Below are 18,312 nucleotides of genomic sequence, written 5' to 3'. Positions count from 1 at the left end.
CACGAGTCGTGGAGCGAGCCCCGCGGAGCCGTGGCTCCGAAGGGCGGTCCCGACCCCATCGGGCTGGGCGTGGGAGGGGCGCGGCGTTGACATCGACCATGGGCCTGCAACTGCTGCTGGTGGCCGCCGGCGCCATCGCCGTGGCGGCCGTCGCCAGGCGCATGGGCTGGCCGGCCCCGCTGCTGCTGGTGGCCGCGGGGCTGCTGGTCTCGCCCATGGTGCCGGCGGTGCCGCTGCAGCCCGAGCTGGTGCTCTACGTGTTCCTGCCGCCGCTGCTCTACTCCGCCGCGCTCGACAGCTCCTACCTGCGCCTGCGTGACGTCAGGCGGTCGGTGGGGCTGCTGTCGGTCGGGCTGGTGCTGTTCACCACGGCGGTGGTCGGGATGCTGGTCAACTTCATGCTGCCGGACCTGCCGCTGGCGCTGGCGTTCGCGCTCGGCGCCATCATCGCCCCGCCCGACGCGGTGGCCGCCGTCGCGGTCGGCCGGCGGCTGGGGCTGCCGCGCCGGGCGCTGACGATCCTCATCGGCGAGAGCCTGTTCAACGACGCCACCGCGCTCACCCTCTACCGGGTGGCCATCGGGGCGGCGCTGGGCGGCGCGGTCAGCGTGTGGGAAGGGCTGGGCGAGTTCGTGTTCGCCGCCGCCGGCGGGGTGGTGATCGGGCTGGTGCTGGCGTTCGCGCTGGCGTGGCTGTTCCAGCGGACGCGCGACTCGCTGGTGGAGAACACGCTGATGCTGCTGATCCCGTTCGCCGCCTACCTGGCGGCGGAGTCCGTGCACGCCTCGGGCGTGATCGCGGTGGTGATCGTCGGCCTCTACCTGGGCAATCGCATGCATCTGCGCGGGTTCGGCACCCGGCTGGTGTCCGATGCCGTGTGGAAGGTCACCGACTTCTTCCTCGAAGCGGTGGTGTTCGCGCTGATCGGGCTGCAGCTCGTGACCGTGATCAAGGGCATCACCGGCTACGGGGCCTGGGAGGTGGCGGGTTACGCCGGGGCGGTGCTGGCGGTCGCCATTGTGGCCAGGTTCGCCTGGATGTTCGGCCACACCTACCTGCTCAAGCTCCTCGGCCGTACGCGGCCGACGGCGGCGGAGACGGTGATACTCGGCTGGGCGGGCATGCGCGGCGTGGTGTCGCTGGCGGCGGCCTTCGCCATCCCGCCCACGGTGCCGGCCAGGGACCGGGCGCTGCTGCTGTTCCTGACGTTCACCACGGTCATCGGCACGCTGCTCATCCAGGGCACCACGTTCCCCGCGCTGATCAGGCGGCTGCGCGTGTCGAGCGAGCAGGAGCGCTACGACGACCGCCTGGCGGAGGCGGCGGCCCAGCAGGCGGCGCTCGAAGCGGGGCTCGCGGAGCTCGACCGGCTGGTCGGCGAGCAGGAGGGCGAGCCCGACCAGATCCAGAAACAGGTCATCGACCAGCTCAGGGAGAAGTCGTGGCGGCGCTCCCTGTCGGCGTGGGAGCGCCTCGGCGGCGGCACCGGCCCCGGCGGCGCGGAGACACCGAGCGCGCTCTACCGCCGCCTGCGCCGCGACATGCTGCAGGCCGAGCGCCAGGTCTTCGTCCGGCTGCGCGACGAGCGCCGCCTCGACGACGAGGTGCTGCGGGAAGTGATGGCCCAGCTCGACTTCGAAGAGGCCATCCTCGAACGCTGACACACGCGGCCGGAGGAGCCCCCCGGCCCAGCGCGTCAGCCCATCTGGCTGTCGACGAAGCACCACCGCCAGTTCTCGCCGCGCTCGTAGGACTGCACGACCGGATGGCCGCTCTCGTGGAAGTGGGCCGTGGCGTGCTTGGCCGGCGAGGAGTCGCAGCACCCGATGTGCCCGCACTCCAGGCACCGGCGCAGATGGACCCACCGGCCGTCGTGGGCCAGGCACTCCTCGCACCCGTCGGGCGTCCTGGCGGCGGGGTCGGCGGCCTGAGAAAGATGCTCACAAATTGCCATACTCGAAATCCTAGGCCGAGAGTCGCGTTCGAATTTCGGCCGGGGCCCTTGTCGCTGGGCGGGCGAACGTGGACATTGAGGTCATCGGGGGGAGTGACACAGGCCACACAATCCCGAGGAGCCGCGCGTGCTTGAGGTACGCAACCTCGAGGTCGTCTACGACGACGTGATGCTCGTGCTGCGCGGCGTGAGCATCCGCGTCCCGCCTGGCTCGATCGTGGCCCTGCTCGGCGCGAACGGCGCCGGCAAGACCACCCTGCTGCGAGCCCTTTCGGGCCTGCTCGGCGTGCACGACGGCGAGATCACCAAGGGCGGCGTCACGCTGGAGGGCGAGCCCATCCACCACCTGCGGCCGGCGCAGATCGTCCGCCGCGGGGTGAGCCAGGTGATGGAGGGCCGCCGCATCCTGGCCGAGCTGACCGTCGAGGAGAACCTCAAAGTCGGCGGCCACACCGCGGGCGAGTCCCACCTGGACCGCGTCTACGGCCTCTTCCCGCTGCTGCGCGAGCGGCGCAGAAGCGTCTCGGGCTACCTGTCGGGCGGCGAGCAGCAGATGCTGGCCGTCGGCCGCGCGCTCATGGCGGGCCCGAAGTACCTGCTGCTGGACGAGCCCAGTCTCGGCCTGGCGCCGTCACTGGTCGGCCAGGTCCGCGACCTCATCGTCGAGATCAACCGCCAGGGCACCACGGTCCTGCTGGTCGAGCAGAACGCCACCATGGCCCTGTCCATCGCCTCCCACGGCTACGTCATGGAGACCGGCAAGATCGTCATGGACAAGCCGGCCGGCGAACTGCTCGCCGACGAGGACATCAAGGAGTTCTACCTGGGGGCCGTCCGGTCCTTCCGCGAGGTCAAGCACTACAAGCGGAGGAAGCGATGGCTCTCCTGACCTTCGAGGACGTGCACCTGAGCTTCGCCGGGGTCAAGGCCGTGGACGGGGTCTCCTTCGAGGTGCGCCAGGCGGAGCTGCTGGCCATCATCGGGCCGAACGGCGCCGGCAAGACCTCGATCTTCAACGTGCTGTCCGGCGTCTACCGGCCCCAGAGCGGCCGGGTCACGTTCCTCGGCGAGGACCTGCTGGCCCGCCGCCCGCACGAGATCGCCGCCATGGGGATGGCCAGGACGTTCCAGAACGTGGAGCTGTTCCACAACCTGACGGTCCTGGACAACCTGATGCTCGGCCGCCACCACCACTTCCGCTACGGCGCGCTGTCGGCCCTGCTCTGGTACGGCCGCGCCCGCCGGGCCGAGCTGGCCGCCCGCGCCAAGGTCGAGGACATCATCGACTTCCTCGAACTGGAGCCGTGGCGCCGTCACCCCGTGCGGCTGCTCCCGTACGGGGTGCAGAAACGGGTGGAGCTGGGCCGCGCGCTGGCGATGGAGCCGAAGCTGCTCCTGCTGGACGAGCCGGTGGCCGGCATGAACCTGGAGGAGACCGAGGACATGGCCAGGTTCGTCATGGACATCCGAGACGAGCTGGGCATCCCCGTCGTGCTCGTGGACCACGACATGGGGCTGGTCATGGACCTGGCCGACCGGGTGCTCGTGCTCGACTTCGGCCGCCAGGTCGCGCTCGGCGCCCCGGTGGAGGTGCAGCGGGACCCGGCGGTCATCGAGGCGTACCTGGGAGGAACGGCATGAGCGTGCGGACCGAGGCCCAGGCCACGGCGACCATCGTCACGAGGGTGCGCGAGCGCGCCGCGCGCGATCCCGGGGCCGTCGCCATGCGGCACAAGGACCTCGGCATCTGGCAGGAGGTCACCTGGGGCGCGTACTGGACGCAGGTGGAGCTGGTCGCGCACGCCCTGCTCGCGCTCGGCGTCGAGCCGGGCGACCGGGTGGCCGTGCACGCGGAGAACCGCCCCGAATGGCTGTACGCCGATCTGGGCGCGGTCGCCGTGCGGGCCATCACGGTCGGCCTCTACCCGACCAACCCGTCCGCCGAGGTCGCCTACCTGCTGGCCGACTCGGGCGCGAAGATCCTCGTCGCCGAGGACCAGGAGCAGGTGGACAAGGCGCTGTCCGTCCTCGGCGAGTGCCCCGAGCTGCGGCGGATCGTCTATCTGGAGCCGCGCGGCATCCGCGGGCGCTACGACGACGACGTCCTGATGTCCTGGCCCGAGCTGCTCGCCCTCGGGGCCGGGCACCGCGCCGCGCACCCCGGCGCCGTCGAGCGCCGGATGACCGAGGCGCGCCCGTCGGACGTGATGACGCTCATCTACACCTCCGGCACCACCGGGCCGCCCAAAGGCGTGATGCTGACCGTCGCGAACGTCGAGTTCGCCGTACGCGTCCTGGTCGAGGGCGGCGGGTTCGCCTCGCCGCCGCCGTCGGAACGCGATCTCATCCTGTCGTACCTGCCGCTGTGCCACGTGGCCGAGCGGGCGTTCACGGTCTGGTTCAACGCGGCGGCCGGCGTGCAGGTGAACTTCGCCGAGTCCATCGACACCGTCCAGGCCAACCTGCGCGAGGTGCAGCCGACGATCCTGTTCGGGGTGCCGCGCATCTGGGAGAAGGTGCTGGCCCAGGTGGACATCAGGCTGGAGTCGGCCTCGCCGGTCAAGCGGGCGCTGACCCGGTTCTGGCTGCGCGTGGCCGACCGCATCGGCACCGCGCTGGTGCGCACCGGCGGCAGGCACACGTTCTGGACGCGGGCCGCGTACGGGGCGGGCTGGCTGCTCTGCTACCGCGCGCTGCGCGAGCGGCTCGGCATGCGGCGCGTGCGTTACGCCGCCTCCGGAGCCGCGCCGATCGCGCCGGACGTGCTCAAGTTCTACATGGGGATCGGCCTGCCCATGCACGAGGTGTACGGCATGAGCGAGAACACCGCCATCGCCACCGCCAACCGTCCAGGACGGGTTCGCCTGGGCACGGTCGGCGAGCCGCACCCCGGCGCCGAGGTGAAGATCGACGAGGCCACCGGCGAGATCATGACCCGGCATCCGGGCAACTTCGCCGGCTACTGGCGCAACCCGCGCGCCACGGCGGACGTGCTGGACGAGGACGGCTGGCTGCACACCGGCGACGTGGGCGAATGGGCCGAGGGCACGCACATCAGGATCACCGACCGGATGAAGGACATCATCATCACGGCCGGCGGCAAGAACATCGCGCCGAGCGAGATCGAGAACGTCCTGAAGGCGTCGCCGTACCTGAAGGAGGCCGTGGTCGTCGGGGACCAGCGGCCGTACCTGGTGGCGCTGATCGGCATCGAGGCGGACACGGTGGGGGAGTGGGCGCGGCGGCGCGGGCTGCCGTACACGACGTATCGGGACCTGTCGGAGAAACCGGAGGTGCGGGAGCTCGTCCAGGGGGTCGTGACCGAGGTGAACGCCCGCTTCGCCTACGTCGAGCAGATCAAGCGGTTCGCGTTCCTGCCGAAGGAGCTCGACCACGAGGACGGTGAGCTGACCGCCACCCAGAAGGTCAAGCGCTCGGCCGTGGCCAAGCTCTTCGAGGACCTGGTCGAAGGGATGTACGCCCGGTGAAGGGCCTGCTGGAGACGGTGATCAGGGGGCTGGGCAACGGCTCGGTCTACGCGTTACTCGCGCTCGGCTTCGTGATCATTTACAAGGCCACGCGGGTGATCAGCTTCGCCCAGCCCGCCCTCATGCTGGCCGGCGCGGTCGCCGTCAGCTACCTGGCCGAGGTGACCGGCTTCTACCTGGCCGTGCTGCTGTCGGCGCTGCTCATCGCCGGTGTCGCGCTGGCGATCGAACGGGTGGCGATCAGGCCGATGGTGGGCCGGCCGGTCTTCGTCGTGGCGATCATCACGCTCGGGATCGACGTGGTCGTGCGGGTGGTGGTCAACGGCTTCATCGGCAGGGACGTGCGCCAGGTCGGCGACCCGTGGGGGTTCACTCAGGTGTCGCTCGGCCCGCTGGTCGTGCAGTCGCGCTGGCTGGCCATGATGGTGGTCACCGCCGTGCTCGTCACGCTGCTGTTCACCTTCTTCCGCCACACCCGCTACGGGCTGGCCATGCGGGCGGCGGCCTTCGACCAGGAGACCGCGCTGGCGCAGGGGGTCTCCGTGGGCGCGGTCTTCGCGCTGTCGTGGGGCCTGGCCGGATTCCTGGCCGCCATCGCCGGCATGTTCGTCGGCACCGGCCAGGGGATCGAGCAGATGACCTGGGTGATCGCGCTGAAGGCGCTGCCGGCGATCATCGTGGGCGGGCTCGACTCGCTCGGCGGCGCGGTGGCCGGCGGGCTCGTCGTGGGGGTGGTGGAGTCGCTGTTCCAGTCGTACCAGGGGGAGTTCGCGCCGTGGCTGGGGCAGAACTTCGCGATCGTGTCGCCGTACGTGGTGATGCTGATCGTCCTGCTGGTGAAACCGTACGGGCTGTTCGGGACCCGGGAGGTCGAACGGGTATGACCGAGACGCGGGAAGAGGCGGCATCCGTCGCCCCAGACATACCGACCGGCCGGTCTCGGAGGGTGCGCGGCCGGCCGCTGCTCTACACCTCCTACGCCCAGGACATGGCCCTGCTCGACACCCCCGCCAAGCGGCTGTGGACGCTGCTGCTGGTGGCGCTGGCGTTCGGGCTGTCGGTGCTGCTGCAGGACCGGTCGCTGGAGGTGCTGGCCGGGGCGTACGTGCTGGCCATCGGCGCGATCGGGCTCAACATCGTCACCGGGTACGCCGGCCAGGTCTCGCTCGGGCACGCGTTCTTCGTGGCCATCGGCGCCTACACCGCCGCCGCGCTCTCCGGCCCGGTGGACGGCGAGAACATCGGCTTCGGGATCGCGGAGGTCTGGATCTGGCTGCCCGCCGCCGGCCTGGTCGCCGCCGCGGCCGGGGTGCTGGTGGCGCCGCTGGCCGGCCGGTTGCGCGGCCTCTACCTGGCCGTCGTCACGCTCGGGCTGGTCTTCCTCGGCGAGCACGTCTTCAAGGAGTGGCAGGAACTGACCGGCGGCCCAGGCGTCGGCCGGGAGGCGGCGGTGCCCGAGCTGCTCGGCGTCCGCCTCGACCAGGACGGGCCGTTCGGCACCAAGGAGCAGGTCCTCTACACGCTCATGCTGGCGCTGCTGATCGTCTTCGCCGTGGCCGCCCGCAACCTGGCCCGCTCCCGCGTCGGCCGCGCCTTCGCCGCCATCCGCGACCGGGACATCGCGGCCGCGGTGATCGGAGTGCCGCTGACCAGGTACAAGGTGCTCGCCTTCGGCATCTCCTCCTTCTACGCGGGCTGCGCGGGCGGCCTGCTCTACACGATCTCCGGCTACGTCGAGCCGGGCTCGTTCAACCTGCTGCTGTCGGTGCAGTTCATCGCGATGGTGCTGATCGGCGGGGTGGCGACGGTGTCGGGGGCCATCGCGGGCGCGCTGTTCATCTCGCTGCTGCAGCCGGTGACCAGGTCGCTGCCGGCGCTGGTGCCGTTCATCAGCGGCGACACCACGCAGACGCCGAACGTGTTCCAGGTCGAGACCGTCCTGTACGGGCTGCTGATCGTGCTGTTCCTCATCTTCGAGCCCCGGGGCCTGTTCGGCCTGTGGATCCGGGTCCGCAACTACTGGAAGTCCTGGCCTTTCTCGTACTGATCAGAAGGGATTCCTGATGAAGAGTCGCTATGTGCTGGTGAGTATCGCCATAGTGGCCCTTCTGTCCGCGTGCGGCGTCATCCGGGGGGACGACGAGGGCAGCAAGGGCGGCGCCCAGGCTCCGGGCGTCACCACCGAACCGTGCCCGTCCGCCGTCGACACCAAGAAGGGCTGCATCTACCTCGGCACGGTCTCCGACCTCACCTCCGGCCCCTTCGCCGCGCTGGCCGTGCCGATCACCGACGCCCAGAAGGCGTTCTGGGCCCGGGTCAACAAGGCGGGCGGCATCGGCGGCCGGTACGAGGTGGACGTCACCCGGTACGTCAAGGACAACAAGTACAACCCGGAGGTGCACCGGCAGGTCTACAACGAGATCAAGGACCAGGTGCTGGGCCTGGCCCAGACGCTCGGCTCGCCCACCACGGCCGCCATCATCGGCGACCTCAAGGCGAACTCCATCGTCGCGGCCCCCGCCTCCTGGACCTCGGCCTGGGAGTTCGAGGACGTCATCATCGAGACCGGCTCCAACTACTGCGTGGAGGCGATGAACTCGGTGGACTACGCGGTGGAGACGTACAAGCCGAAGTCGGTCATGGCCGTGCACCTGGCCGGCGACTACGGCGCGGACGCCGCGGCCGGCGCCAAGGTGGCCGCCGAGCGCAACAAGCTGACGTTCACCAGCGTCGAGACGCCGTCCGGCGCGACCGAGCAGGGCCGGGCCATCACCGAGATCACCAAGAACAAGCCCGACCTGGTCATCCTGACCACCGGCCCGGCGGACGCCGCCACGATCGTCGGACAGACGGCGGCGGCCGGCTACAAGGGCCGCTTCATCGGCACCGGCCCCACCTGGAACCCCGCCCTTCTCCAGTCGCCGGCCGCGCCCGCGCTGAAGGCCTTGTACGAGCAGTCGGCCCCCGGTAAGCCCTGGGACGCCGACACCCCCGGCCACAAGGCGATGCGCGATGCCCTGCCTGGCGTGACCCCGAACGACGGCTACACCTCGGGGTGGGCGTGGGCGTACCCGATGAAGGCCGCCCTGGACAAGATGGTCGCCGGCGGGGACATCAGCAGGAAGGGGCTGCTCGCCGCGGTGAAGACGCTCACCAGCGTGGACTACGAGGGCATGCTGCCGCCCGAGGCGGGGAACTACGCCGACGCCAGCGGGGCGTCCGTGTTCCGGCAGACGTTGATCAACAAGGTGGACGACAAGGCGACGACGGGGGTGACGATCGCCAAGGACTTCTTCGTGGGGCCGACGGCGCAGGCGTACACGTTCGACGGGCCCTGCTACACCAAGCTGTAGCCGCTCGGCGGCGCTTGCCGGGCGGTGGCGCTGGGCTGTGGCGCTGGGCGGTGGCGCTGTGCGGTGGCGCTGTGCGGTGGCGCGCTCGCCCGCGAGACGGGTGAGCCGCCGCCGCGCTCACTTGTGAGCCGGATCGCCCGCCGCCGCGCCCGCCCCTGAGCCGGGGTGGGCCTGGGCCGTCGTCGTTTCGAGCAGCCACCGCTCGACCGCCGCGCTCATCCTCGCCCCCGCCTCCAGCGCGGCCGTCTTGCCGGTGACCGGGTCACTTCCGGCCGCCTGACCCAGGATCACCCCCAGCACCAGGCGGCCCCGCACCCGGGACGCCCACATCAGGTTGCCCCCTGCGGCCGTGCCCGAGCCGGTCTTGATGCCGACGACGCCGTGCCGGTTCAGCAGCGCGTTCGTGTTGGGCAGCCTTCTGACGTCGCCCGGCACGGCGGCGTCGCCCTGCGCCACCACCGCGCGGAACACCGGGTCGCGCATCGCCGCCCCGGCCAGCACGAGCTGGTCGGCGGCGGTGCTGACGGTGCTGTCCTCGTTGCCGCTGGCTCCCGTGTACATGGTGGCAGCCATGCCCAGGCGGCGGGCGGCGGCGTTCATCCGCGAGACGAAGCGTTCCTCCGAACCGGCGTCCCAGCGGGCCAGCAGGCGGGCCACGTTGTTGCCCGACGGCACCAGCATCAGCTCCAGCAGGCGGCGCAGCCGGATCCGCCGCCCCTCAAGGAGCGGCACGGTGGACTCCTGCCCCGAGTACGACTCGTCCGCGGCCGTCCGGTCCACCTCGACCAGCGGGCCGTCCTCGCCGGGCTTCAGCGGGTGGCGGCGCAGGATCACGTACGCGGTCATGACCTTCGTCACGCTGGCGATCGGCACCGGCTCCGCCTCGCCGCTGACGCCCAGGCTGCCCAGCCCCTCCACCTCGACCGCCGCCTGCCCCTCGCCCGGCCATGGCAGGGACACGCCGGAGACGGTCGCGCCGGCGACGTGCGGCACGGCTCCGCAGCCGGCCAGGCCGCTCACCGCGAGCAGGACGACGGTCAGGATCGGCAGCAGGCGCGGCAGCCGGACCGGCAGCTTGAACGCGGATGAACGTGACATGGCGGCCATGCTGCGCCGCCCATGTGTTCGTCCCGTCGTGACCGTGTCTCCGGACCGGCTTGATCGTGTATCAACCCTGTATCAGGAGGTGCCCGGATCCCGGCGGGGGAGACGGAGGGTGGCCAGCGCGCCGCCGTCCTCGGCGTTGGCCAGGGACAGCTCCGTGCCGATGACACCCGCCTGGCCCAGCGCGATCGTGAGCCCGAGACCGTGTCCCCGGCCGCGTTCGGCGGCGCCGGTGCGGAAGCGGCGCGGGCCCTCGGCCAGCAGTTCCTGCGGGTAACCCGGGCCGTGGTCGCGGATCTCGACCAGGTGGTCTCGTACGGTGATCAGCACCGGGGGCTCGCCGTGGCGGCGGGCGTTCAGCACGAGGTTGGCCACGATCCGGTCCAGACGGCGCGGATCGGTCACGGCGACCGGCTCGCCGCCGTCCGGGATCACCACCCGTGCCTCGACGCCCACCCGGGCCGCGGACTGCGCTGCCAGCTCGGCCAGCGGCACCCGTACGTGATCGGCCACCTCGGCGCCCGCGTCCAGCCTGGACACTTCGAGCAGGTCCTCGACCAGGGAGCGCAGTACCTGTACGCGGTCGCGTACCAGGTCGGCCGCCTCACCCTCGTCCAGCAACTCGACGGCGGCGACCAGGCCCATGATGGGGGTGCGCAGGTCGTGCGCGACGTCGGCGGTGAACCGCTGCTCGGCCAGCAGGCGGTGCTGCAGGCTCGCCGCCATCGAGTCCACGGCGACGGCGATGTCAGCGATCTCGTCCCCCCGGCCGGGCCGCTTCGTCACGCCGATCCCTTGCCGCTGACCAGGACCGCGCCCCTTTCTCGTGGCGATCTCGTCCTGGCCTCCCGGATCATCTCTCTTCGCCGTGGCGACGCGGGCGTCCAGGTCGCCGGCTGCGATCCGGCGGGCGGTGACGGCGACCCGGCGGAGTCGCCGGTTGGCCGGCTCGGCGAGGAGGGCCGAGAGCGGTACCACCACGGCGAGCGCGGTCAGCGCGGCCAGTACCATGGCGCGGTCGAGTGCGCGCAGGCCCGCGAGGTCCGAGCTCATGTCGATCTTGGACGTGGCGACGAACCCGCCGTGCACCCGCAGCGCCGCCCACATCCACGGCTGATCCGGCTTCTGGTCGTCGTACCAGGTGACGGCTGACCCGTCGGGCGCCCAGGCCGGCGAGTCGGTGGGCGATCGGGTGGGAGACCCAGTGGAGGACTCGGTGGGGGACTCGGCGGGGAGCCGCGCGCGCAAGGCCGCGGGCAGCTCGGCCGGATCCCGGATCCAGTCGGTCCACGGGACGGGCTGCTCGGGGGCGGCGCCCGTCCGGTACTGCGCCGCGACCGTGGCCACGTCCGTCAGCGCCCGGCCTTCGCCCAGCCGCATCGTGCGCTCCAACGTCATCCGGTGCACCAGCACCCCGACCACGGCAGCGACGGCGCAACAGGCCACCGTGATCAGCGCCGCCACCTTCCACCGCAATGACCCTGGCACCTACCCCGCCACCTTCCATGGCGCTGATCCCGGCAACGACCCCGCCACCGTCCACCACGACGGCCCTGGCAACGACCCCGGTCTCACGACCCGCTCAGTTCGCCGTCTCATGACCTGCGCAGCTTGTAGCCGAATCCGCGCACGGTCTCGATCAGGTCCGCGCCGATCTTCTTCCTCAGCCGTTGCACGCACAGGTCGACGACACGGCTGTCACCGTCCCAGCCGTAGTCCCACACCTCGCGCAGCAGCGTGGCCCGCTCCAGCACGATGCCCGGATGCGCGGCGAACTCCAGCAGCAGCCGCATCTCGGTCGGGGCCAGCTCGACCAGTCGCCCGCTGAGCCGCACCTCCAGCGCGGCCGGATCCACGCTCAGCTCGCCGAACGTCAGCACACCGGACGATGCCTCGCCGGACGAGGCCCCACCCGACGAGGCCCCGCCGGACGGTTCCGCCGGGGCGGCGGCGCGGCGCAGCACCGACCTGATCCGGGCCACCAGCACCGGGATGTCGACCGGTTTGACCACATAGTCGTCGGCTCCCGCCTCCAGCCCGGACACCACGTCCAGCGAGTCGCCCCGCGCCGACATCATCAGGATCGGCACCTGGCTGGACTCCCTGACCCGGCGGCACAGGCTGATGCCGTCCAGCTCGGGCAGCATCACGTCGAGCACGAGCAGATCGTGCCCGCCACCGCGAAACGCCTCCAGCCCGCTCAGCCCGTCGGCGGCGGTGTCGAGCTGGTAACCGTAGCGTCCGAGTGCCATGGAGACGGTCTTGCGGATGACGTCGTCGTCCTCGACGAGCAGGATGCAGGTCACGCTGTACGATACGTGCCCCCGGCCGACCCCCGCTCACCCCGCGCGCCGGAGAACGCCGCCACACGACGCGAGCCGGAGGGCGCCGGGCCGAGGCGGGTCGGTCGCCCGCCCCGGCGCGGGCGGCACGCCGGCCGCGTTGATCGCCTGCCCCGCCCCGACGCGGTCGGCGGTCAGTTGAGGATGTCGCCGGGGTCCAGAGTCATCTCCGGGGTCTCCGCCGCCGGGGCGGTCGTCTCCGTGACGGGTGCCCCTGTGGTGGGCGTTTCGGGCGTGGCGGTCCCCAGAGGGGTCGGTTCAGGGTCCTGCTTCTCCGGGCGGCAGCTCTCGGCGCAGCCCCCGAAGCGGGCTTGATCCACCGGGGTGAACGCCGTGGGAGGCACCCCGCGCAGCGCCGACAGCATCGTGTCTCGCCAGATCGGGCCGGGGATGCTCGCCCCCTGCACCGACCCGTAGTACCGTCCGCCGATCGTCACCCCGGTCAGCTTGTACCGCTGCGAGCCCCGGGGGTCGCCGAGGCTCACCGCGCCGGCCAGGTCGGGGGTGAAGCCGGCGAACCAGGCCGAGGCGTAGTCGTCCGTGGTGCCCGTCTTGCCGGCCGCGTCCCGGCCCAGGCCGCCGACCCCGCGCATGGTGCCCTTGGTGAACACGCCCGACAGGACCTCGGCGGTGGCGTCCGCGACGGCCGGGTCGAGGGCCTGGCGGCACTTGGGCCGGTAGCGGGTGCTCTCGCCGTCGCGGCCGGTGATCCGGGTGACGGCCATGGGCGCGCAGTACTCGCCCCGCGCCGCGATGGCCGCGTAGGCGGTTGCGATGGTGACCGGGTCGCTCTCGTTGATGCCGAGCGTGAATGTCTCGTACTCCTGCAGTTTCTTCCCGTCGGCCCGCCGCACGCCCAGGGACTTGGCCGTCTTGACCGTCTCGCAGAGCCCGACCCGCTCCTCCAGTTCCATGAAGAACGTGTTCACCGAGTTCCAGGTGCCGCTGCGCAGCGTCTTCCAGCCGGGGGAGCCCTCGTCGTTGGTGACGGTGTGGCCGGGGTCGCCGATGCTCTGTCCGGCGCAGTTCTTGAACGTCGCGTACGACGGCGCCCGGTAGCCCGCCCCGGCGGCCAGCCCGTCGTCCAGTTTCATGCCCTGCTTCAGCGCGGTGATCAGGGTGAACGTCTTCATGGTCGAGCCGGGCTGGAACCCGATGCCGCCCCCGTGCGCGGTGTCGGCGACCACGTTGTACGAGATCTCGTTCCTGGCCGCCTTCGTCCCGTACCGCCTGCTGGCCGCCATCGCCCTGATCGCCCCCGTACCGGGCTGGACCAGGGCCTGGGCCGCGACCGGCGAGTCGGAGGGGTGCACGTAACGGGCGACGGCCTGCTCGGCGGCCGCCTGCATGCCGGGGTCGAGGGTGGTCGTGATCGTCAGGCCGCCGCGGTTGAGCCTGGCCAGCCGAGCCTCGGCGGTGGGGCCGAAGTCGGGATTGCGGAGAATCTCCTGGCGGACATAAAGACAAAAATACGGATATTTGCTGGACTCGCAGCCGCCGGGCAGGCGAGTGCCCTTGTACCCGAGCTTGGCCGCCTTGGCCTCGGCCGCCTGATCCGCGGTGATCTCGCCCAGCTCGGCCATCCGGTCCAGGACGACGTTGCGCCGCTTGAGCAGGCGGTCGCGCTGCGCCCGGCCCAGGTTGGGGTCCGTGGCGTTCGGGTCCTGGACGGCGCCGGCCAGCGTCGCCGCCTGCGGCAGGGTCAGGTCGGCCGCGTGCGTGCCGAAGAAGCGCTTGGCCGCCGCCTCCACCCCGTACGCGCTCGCGCCGAAGTACGCGATGTTCAGATATTTCGCAAGAATCTGGTCCTTGGTGTACTTCTCCTCGATGCCCATCGCGTACCGCAGCTCGTTCAGCTTGCGCGCGTAGCTCGCCTCCAGGGCCGCGTGGCGATCCTCGTCCGTGGTGGCCGCGTTGAACAGCACCTGCTTGACGTACTGCTGAGTGATGCTGGACCCGCCCTGGCTCACCCCGCCGGAGCGCAGGTTCGTGGCGAGCGCGCGCAGCGTGCCCTCGATGTCGATCGCCCCGTGCTGGTAGAAGCGGAAGTCCTCGATCGCCACGATCGCCGTCTTCATCACAGGCGAGATCTCGTCGAAGCCGACGACCTCGCGGTACTCCTCGTAGAACCGGGCGATCTCGCCGCCCTTGGCGTCCCGCACGATCGTCACCTCGGCCGGCGGCGGCTCGGTCAGGTCGGCGGGCGCGAGGTTCACCTCCTCGGCCGCCGCCACGAACCCGGCCCCGGCGCCCCCCACGGCCGGGATCACGATGGCCGCCACCAGAACGCCGGCCGCGGCCCCCGCCGCGGCCAGGCGTGCGATCTTCGTCCCCCGTCGTTCCATCAGAGCCTGCCGAGACCGCGGGCCAGGATGGTGGCGGCACGCGCGATGGCCGCGTCGTTCGTGACGGCGCCGGCGGATTCGCGGTTGGTGTAGACGGCCAGGATGATCGGGGCGGCCTTGCGGCCGGCGGGCCAGACGACGGCGATGTCGTTGCCGGCGCCGATCTCGGTGTTCGTGCCGGTCTTGTCGCCGACCGTCCAGGTCTTCGGCAGACCGGCGCGGATGCGGGCGCCGCCGGTCTCGGTCGCGATCAGCCAGCCGTTGAGCCGCTCGCGGTCCTTCGGGTTCAGCGCGCCGCCGGCGGTGACCGCGCGCAGGTCGCGGGCGATGGCGGCGGGCGTGGTGGTGTCGCGCCTGTCCTTGGGCGCCCAGTCGTTGAGCTCGGTCTCCCAGCGGTCGAGGCGCGAGACCGGGTCCTTGAGCGTACGGAAGTACCGCGTCAGCCCGGCCGGCCCGCCGATCTGCTTGAGCACCATGTTGCCCGCGGTGTTGTCGCTCAGGGTGATGGCCGCCTGGCACAGCTTGGCGACCGTCAGGCCGTCCTTGACGTGCTTCTCCGTGGTCGGCGAGTTGGGCTTGAGGTCCGCGGCGGTCCACTTGACCACCTTGTCCATCAGGCCAGGCTCGCTGGTGCGGGCCCGGTGCAGCGCCGCCGCGCAGGCCATCGCCTTGAACGTGGACAGCAGCGGGAAACGCTCACCTGACCGGTAGGCCAGGGTCCTGCCGCTGGCGGTGTCGATGGCGTACGCGCCGATGCGGCCGTCGAACGACGCTTCGAGCGCCCGCAGCTCCTTCTTGACCTGAGCCTCACCCGACGGTGCCGCTTGCGCTGCGGGCGCCGTCGCCGCCGCAGTGGCAGGGGCGGAGGCGAGGGCGGCGCCCGCCAGGAGGGAGACCGTCAGCGCGGTCGCCCGCAGGGCGGCGGGGCAGCGGAGGTTGCGCATACGTAGTCCTTGCTTTCGTCGATCGGGATCCGGAGGGCAGGAGCAAAGCAGATGCCCTCGGCCGATGTCTAATAGCGATATCGCGAAAGAACTCATATCGGATCCGGAATGACCGCAGGTCAACCTGGATCAGCGGACTTCTTTGCCGTAACGGCAACGTGATTGGCGCGGGCCGCCGGGCGCGCGCCATAGTGCTGGGTGCACGCGCTGAGGCAGGGAGAGGTGGAGATGTCCGAGATCACGCATCGGCTCGTCGAGGTGCCGGGAGGCCGGATCCACGTGGCCGAGCAGGGCAGCGGCCCGCTGGTGCTGCTGGTGCACGGCTTCCCCGAGTCGTGGTACTCGTGGCGCCACCAGCTCCCCGCGCTCGCCGCGGCCGGGTTCCGGGCGGCGGCCGTGGACGTGCGCGGCTACGGCCGCTCGTCCAAGCCGGCCCGCGTCGCGGACTACCGGATGCTGGCCTGCGTCGCCGACAACGCCGCCGTCGTCCGGGCGCTGGGCGAGCGCTCCGCCGTGATCGTCGGGCACGACTGGGGCTCGCCGATCGCCGCGAACTCCGCCCTGCTGCGGCCCGACCTCTTCCGCGCGGTCGGCCTGCTCAGCGTCCCGTACGCGCCGCGCGGCCCCCGCCGCCCCACCGACGGGTTCGCCAGGATGGGCGGCGACGAGGAGTTCTACGTCAGCTACTTCCAGGTGCCCGGGCGGGCCGAGGCCGAGATCGAGCCCGACGTGCGCGGCTGGCTGGCCGGCTGTTACGCCAGCCTGTCGGGCGACACGATGGGCGACAGCGCCTGGCGCGTCCGGCCCGGCGGGCGGCTGCGCGACCGCTTCCCCGAGGGCGTCAGGCCGGCCTGGCTCACCGAGGCCGACCTCGACGTCTACGCGGGCGAGTTCGAGCGTACGGGCCTGACCGGGGCGCTCAACCGCTACCGCAACCTGGACCGCGACTGGGAGGACCTCGCCGCGTGGGACGGCGCGGCGATCACGCGGCCGGCGCTGTTCGTCGGCGGGGAGCTCGACCCCACCACGTCGTGGATGGGCGGCGCCATCGAGGCCCTGCCCAGGACGCTGCCCGGCCTGTCGGGCGCGCACCTGCTCGACGGCTGCGGCCACTGGGTGCAGCAGGAGCGCCCGGACGAGGTCAACCGGCTCCTCACCGGATGGCTACGGTCGCTATCCTGAGCCGATCGTTCACAGCACGTGGCCATACCCTTGGGTAGGGTCGAATCATGCCTCACTACAGAAGCCGGTTCGTGCCCCTGGCCCTCTTCGCCTCGTGTGTCCTCGCCGCCGGTTGCAGCGAGGTCAACAGCACCATCGACAAGGCCCAGGCCTGCCTGGAGGCACCCAAGATCGTCGCCGAGCTGGGCGCCGAGATCGCCAAGCTGACCAACGACCCGCAGGCCATGGACAAGGCGCTCGACGACGCGGCGACCAAGCTCAACGACGTCTCCGACAAGGCCGCCAACACCACGATCAAGGAAGCCTCCGACAACCTGGCCGCCACGCTGACCGGCATCACCGTCAAGGACGCCAACGACGCGGTCGACGCCGTGCAGAAGGTCGGCACCGACGGGGCCGCGTACGTGGAGAAGATCACCCAGGCCTGCACCTGAGCCTGAAGCCGTCCGGGAGAATCCCGCCTTCTCTAGGGGAAATGGTGACGAATTACCGTTTCTCCTATGGAACCCGACCCGCGTTTCACCTTGGCCAACGAACGCACCTTCCTCACCTGGCTGAGCACGGCGCTGGCGCTCAGCGCGGGCGGGGTGGCCATGGCGGCGCTGCCTTCCGACGTGTTCGTCCCGTGGATCCGCACGACGCTGGCCGTCGTGCTGGTCACCCTCTCGGCGCTGGCGGCCGGCATGGCCTACCCCCGCTGGCGTAACATCCAGCGCGCCCTGCGGCAGCGGGCGCCGCTGCCTCCGCCCGCCCTCGCGGCCGTCTTCGGCTACGGCGTCGCGGCCGTGGCCGTGGCCGCCCTGGTCCTCATCGTCGTGTCCGGCTGACCGGTGCCCGGCAGCGAGAAGATCTGGGACGAGGGCCTGCAGAGCGAGCGCACCCGGCTGGCCTGGGTGCGCACGGCCGTGGCCCTGTCCACGGGCGGCCTGGCGGCGACCGGGCTGGCCCTGCGGCATGCCCTGCCCGCGTTCGCGATCGCCGGTTTCGCCCTGGCCGCGCTCTGCGGCGGCGTGCTGCTGATCAGGACGAGACTGCGCTTCCGCCGCGTGCAGGCGGCGCTGCACGCCGGACGGCCGCTGGACGCGGGACTCGACGCGGTCTTCGCCTGGCTCGGCACGCTGAGCGTGGTCGCGGGCGCCATCGCCTTCGTCGTCGGCGTCCGGTAAGGCTCGGCGTCCGGTGCGGCCGCTCGCGCTCGTCAGTGTTCGGTAAGGCCGCTTGCGGGAAGCCGGGAAGGGGACGGACACTCGAAGCAGGGGGTGACCTCGTGGAAGAAGTACACAGAAGCGTGCCTTTCGAGTGCCGCCACTGCTGGCACGTCTGGCAGGAGGACTACGTCGTCAGGCACTTCGAGAACGACCACGGAAACACGGGGGAGATCTGGCTGCGGCGTGGCCTTCCCGCCGCGCCGCCGTCGGCGGGCGTCAACTGCCCGCAGTGCGGGTGCCAGGACGTCACGATGTTCCCGGACGGCTACCTGTCGCGCCATCCGGAGCTGATCCCACCGGCCGAGCCGCCCGCGCCCGACGCGACGCCGCTGCTCACCCCGGTGCGCAAACCGCTGTACTGGTAAGTACCGACGGCCGGCAGGCGTGCCCGC

Annotated in this window: 18 protein-coding genes; 12 read left to right on the top strand and 6 right to left on the bottom strand. The window is 71.5% G+C overall.

The window, feature by feature from the left end:
* Positions 1-86 precede the first annotated feature (86 nt).
* A complete protein-coding gene (locus tag AB0C28_RS10885) occupies positions 87-1,661 on the top strand; it encodes a Na+/H+ antiporter (protein ID WP_357844641.1) in 1,575 nt (524 codons plus the stop codon).
* A gap of 35 nt (positions 1,662-1,696) precedes the next feature.
* Here the strand turns inward: AB0C28_RS10885 and AB0C28_RS10880 are convergent, their stop codons facing one another.
* Complete coding sequence (locus AB0C28_RS10880) at positions 1,697-1,954, bottom strand: UBP-type zinc finger domain-containing protein (protein WP_326638317.1); 258 nt, start codon at positions 1,952-1,954, stop codon at positions 1,697-1,699.
* A 127-nt stretch (positions 1,955-2,081) separates the two neighbouring features.
* On the opposite strand from AB0C28_RS10880, the gene AB0C28_RS10875 reads away from it, so the two are divergent.
* From AB0C28_RS10875 to AB0C28_RS10850, 6 genes are read left to right on the top strand one after another with little or no spacing between them, the layout of a single operon-like run.
* The gene (locus AB0C28_RS10875) at positions 2,082-2,843 is read left to right on the top strand and encodes an ABC transporter ATP-binding protein (RefSeq protein ID WP_346110659.1); all 762 of its coding nucleotides are present in this window, start codon (positions 2,082-2,084) and stop codon (positions 2,841-2,843) included.
* Positions 2,831-3,595 (top strand): ABC transporter ATP-binding protein, encoded by a 765-nt coding sequence (locus AB0C28_RS10870; protein ID WP_357844645.1) that lies wholly within the window; start codon positions 2,831-2,833, stop codon positions 3,593-3,595. Before AB0C28_RS10875 ends, AB0C28_RS10870 begins: the two co-directional genes overlap by 13 nt.
* Entirely contained in the window at positions 3,592-5,442 is a 1,851-nt protein-coding gene (locus AB0C28_RS10865) for an AMP-binding protein (protein ID WP_357844648.1), read from the top strand. The genes AB0C28_RS10870 and AB0C28_RS10865 overlap by 4 nt, the downstream gene beginning before the upstream one ends.
* Positions 5,439-6,326 (top strand): branched-chain amino acid ABC transporter permease, encoded by an 888-nt coding sequence (locus AB0C28_RS10860; protein WP_358073707.1) that lies wholly within the window; start codon positions 5,439-5,441, stop codon positions 6,324-6,326. Before AB0C28_RS10865 ends, AB0C28_RS10860 begins: the two co-directional genes overlap by 4 nt.
* Positions 6,323-7,489, top strand: coding sequence for a branched-chain amino acid ABC transporter permease (locus AB0C28_RS10855; RefSeq protein WP_357844651.1), 1,167 nt, complete (start codon positions 6,323-6,325; stop codon positions 7,487-7,489). Before AB0C28_RS10860 ends, AB0C28_RS10855 begins: the two co-directional genes overlap by 4 nt.
* A gap of 16 nt (positions 7,490-7,505) precedes the next feature.
* Positions 7,506-8,795, top strand: coding sequence for an ABC transporter substrate-binding protein (locus tag AB0C28_RS10850; protein WP_357844654.1), 1,290 nt, complete (start codon positions 7,506-7,508; stop codon positions 8,793-8,795).
* Positions 8,796-8,912: 117 nt separating this feature from the next.
* Here the strand turns inward: AB0C28_RS10850 and AB0C28_RS10845 are convergent, their stop codons facing one another.
* From AB0C28_RS10845 to bla, 5 genes are all read right to left on the bottom strand, one after another.
* A complete protein-coding gene (locus AB0C28_RS10845; protein WP_358073706.1) occupies positions 8,913-9,893 on the bottom strand; it encodes a hypothetical protein in 981 nt (326 codons plus the stop codon).
* 81 nt (positions 9,894-9,974) lie between these two features.
* The gene (locus AB0C28_RS10840; protein WP_358073705.1) at positions 9,975-11,387 is read right to left on the bottom strand and encodes an ATP-binding protein; all 1,413 of its coding nucleotides are present in this window, start codon (positions 11,385-11,387) and stop codon (positions 9,975-9,977) included.
* Positions 11,388-11,494: 107 nt separating this feature from the next.
* On the bottom strand, positions 11,495-12,205 hold the full coding sequence (gene cseB / locus AB0C28_RS10835; protein WP_358073704.1) for a two-component system response regulator CseB: 711 nt from the start codon (positions 12,203-12,205) through the stop codon (positions 11,495-11,497).
* Between the two features lie 170 nt (positions 12,206-12,375).
* Positions 12,376-14,586 carry a transglycosylase domain-containing protein gene (locus tag AB0C28_RS10830; protein WP_358073703.1) on the bottom strand — a complete coding sequence of 737 codons (2,211 nt, stop codon included), beginning with the start codon at positions 14,584-14,586 and terminating at the stop codon, positions 12,376-12,378.
* Positions 14,586-15,530 (bottom strand): class A beta-lactamase, encoded by a 945-nt coding sequence (gene bla / locus AB0C28_RS10825; RefSeq protein WP_357844669.1) that lies wholly within the window; start codon positions 15,528-15,530, stop codon positions 14,586-14,588. Before bla ends, AB0C28_RS10830 begins: the two co-directional genes overlap by 1 nt.
* Before the next feature lie 228 nt (positions 15,531-15,758).
* On the opposite strand from bla, the gene AB0C28_RS10820 reads away from it, so the two are divergent.
* The 5 genes from AB0C28_RS10820 to AB0C28_RS10800 all read left to right on the top strand — a co-directional run bounded on the left by AB0C28_RS10820 (position 15,759) and on the right by AB0C28_RS10800 (position 18,285).
* On the top strand, positions 15,759-16,712 hold the full coding sequence (locus AB0C28_RS10820) for an alpha/beta hydrolase (RefSeq protein WP_358073702.1): 954 nt from the start codon (positions 15,759-15,761) through the stop codon (positions 16,710-16,712).
* A 47-nt stretch (positions 16,713-16,759) separates the two neighbouring features.
* Positions 16,760-17,146: a hypothetical protein gene (locus tag AB0C28_RS10815; RefSeq protein ID WP_357844675.1), complete on the top strand. Its 387-nt coding sequence runs from the start codon at positions 16,760-16,762 to the stop codon at positions 17,144-17,146.
* Between the two features lie 66 nt (positions 17,147-17,212).
* Positions 17,213-17,539 (top strand): DUF202 domain-containing protein, encoded by a 327-nt coding sequence (locus AB0C28_RS10810; RefSeq protein ID WP_357844678.1) that lies wholly within the window; start codon positions 17,213-17,215, stop codon positions 17,537-17,539.
* Between the two features lie 3 nt (positions 17,540-17,542).
* The gene (locus tag AB0C28_RS10805) at positions 17,543-17,878 is read left to right on the top strand and encodes a DUF202 domain-containing protein (protein WP_357844681.1); all 336 of its coding nucleotides are present in this window, start codon (positions 17,543-17,545) and stop codon (positions 17,876-17,878) included.
* Between the two features lie 122 nt (positions 17,879-18,000).
* Positions 18,001-18,285, top strand: a complete 285-nt coding sequence (locus tag AB0C28_RS10800) for a hypothetical protein (RefSeq protein WP_357844684.1) — start codon at positions 18,001-18,003, stop codon at positions 18,283-18,285.
* The last annotated feature ends 27 nt before the right edge of the window (positions 18,286-18,312 follow it).

Origin of the sequence: Nonomuraea sp. NPDC048892 (genome assembly GCF_040649735.1) — a bacterium.
GTDB lineage: Bacteria > Actinomycetota > Actinomycetes > Streptosporangiales > Streptosporangiaceae > Nonomuraea > Nonomuraea maheshkhaliensis.
The sequence above is the reverse complement of the archived record's forward strand: the minus strand, read 5'-3'. Positions and strand labels throughout refer to the sequence as shown.

Bases quoted from the DNA above. Each gene is read 5' to 3' on its own strand.
- AB0C28_RS10880 (WP_326638317.1), bottom strand. From the start codon at position 1,954: ATGGCAATTTGTGAGCATCTTTCTCAGGCCGCCGACCCCGCCGCCAGG.
- AB0C28_RS10870 (WP_357844645.1), top strand. From the start codon at position 2,831: ATGGCTCTCCTGACCTTCGAGGACGTGCACCTGAGCTTCGCCGGGGTC.
- AB0C28_RS10865 (WP_357844648.1), top strand. From the start codon at position 3,592: ATGAGCGTGCGGACCGAGGCCCAGGCCACGGCGACCATCGTCACGAGG.
- AB0C28_RS10855 (WP_357844651.1), top strand. From the start codon at position 6,323: ATGACCGAGACGCGGGAAGAGGCGGCATCCGTCGCCCCAGACATACCG.
- AB0C28_RS10850 (WP_357844654.1), top strand. From the start codon at position 7,506: ATGAAGAGTCGCTATGTGCTGGTGAGTATCGCCATAGTGGCCCTTCTG.
- AB0C28_RS10845 (WP_358073706.1), bottom strand. From the start codon at position 9,893: ATGTCACGTTCATCCGCGTTCAAGCTGCCGGTCCGGCTGCCGCGCCTG.
- AB0C28_RS10830 (WP_358073703.1), bottom strand. From the start codon at position 14,586: ATGGAACGACGGGGGACGAAGATCGCACGCCTGGCCGCGGCGGGGGCC.
- bla (WP_357844669.1), bottom strand. From the start codon at position 15,530: ATGCGCAACCTCCGCTGCCCCGCCGCCCTGCGGGCGACCGCGCTGACG.
- AB0C28_RS10820 (WP_358073702.1), top strand. From the start codon at position 15,759: ATGTCCGAGATCACGCATCGGCTCGTCGAGGTGCCGGGAGGCCGGATC.
- AB0C28_RS10815 (WP_357844675.1), top strand. From the start codon at position 16,760: ATGCCTCACTACAGAAGCCGGTTCGTGCCCCTGGCCCTCTTCGCCTCG.
- AB0C28_RS10810 (WP_357844678.1), top strand. From the start codon at position 17,213: ATGGAACCCGACCCGCGTTTCACCTTGGCCAACGAACGCACCTTCCTC.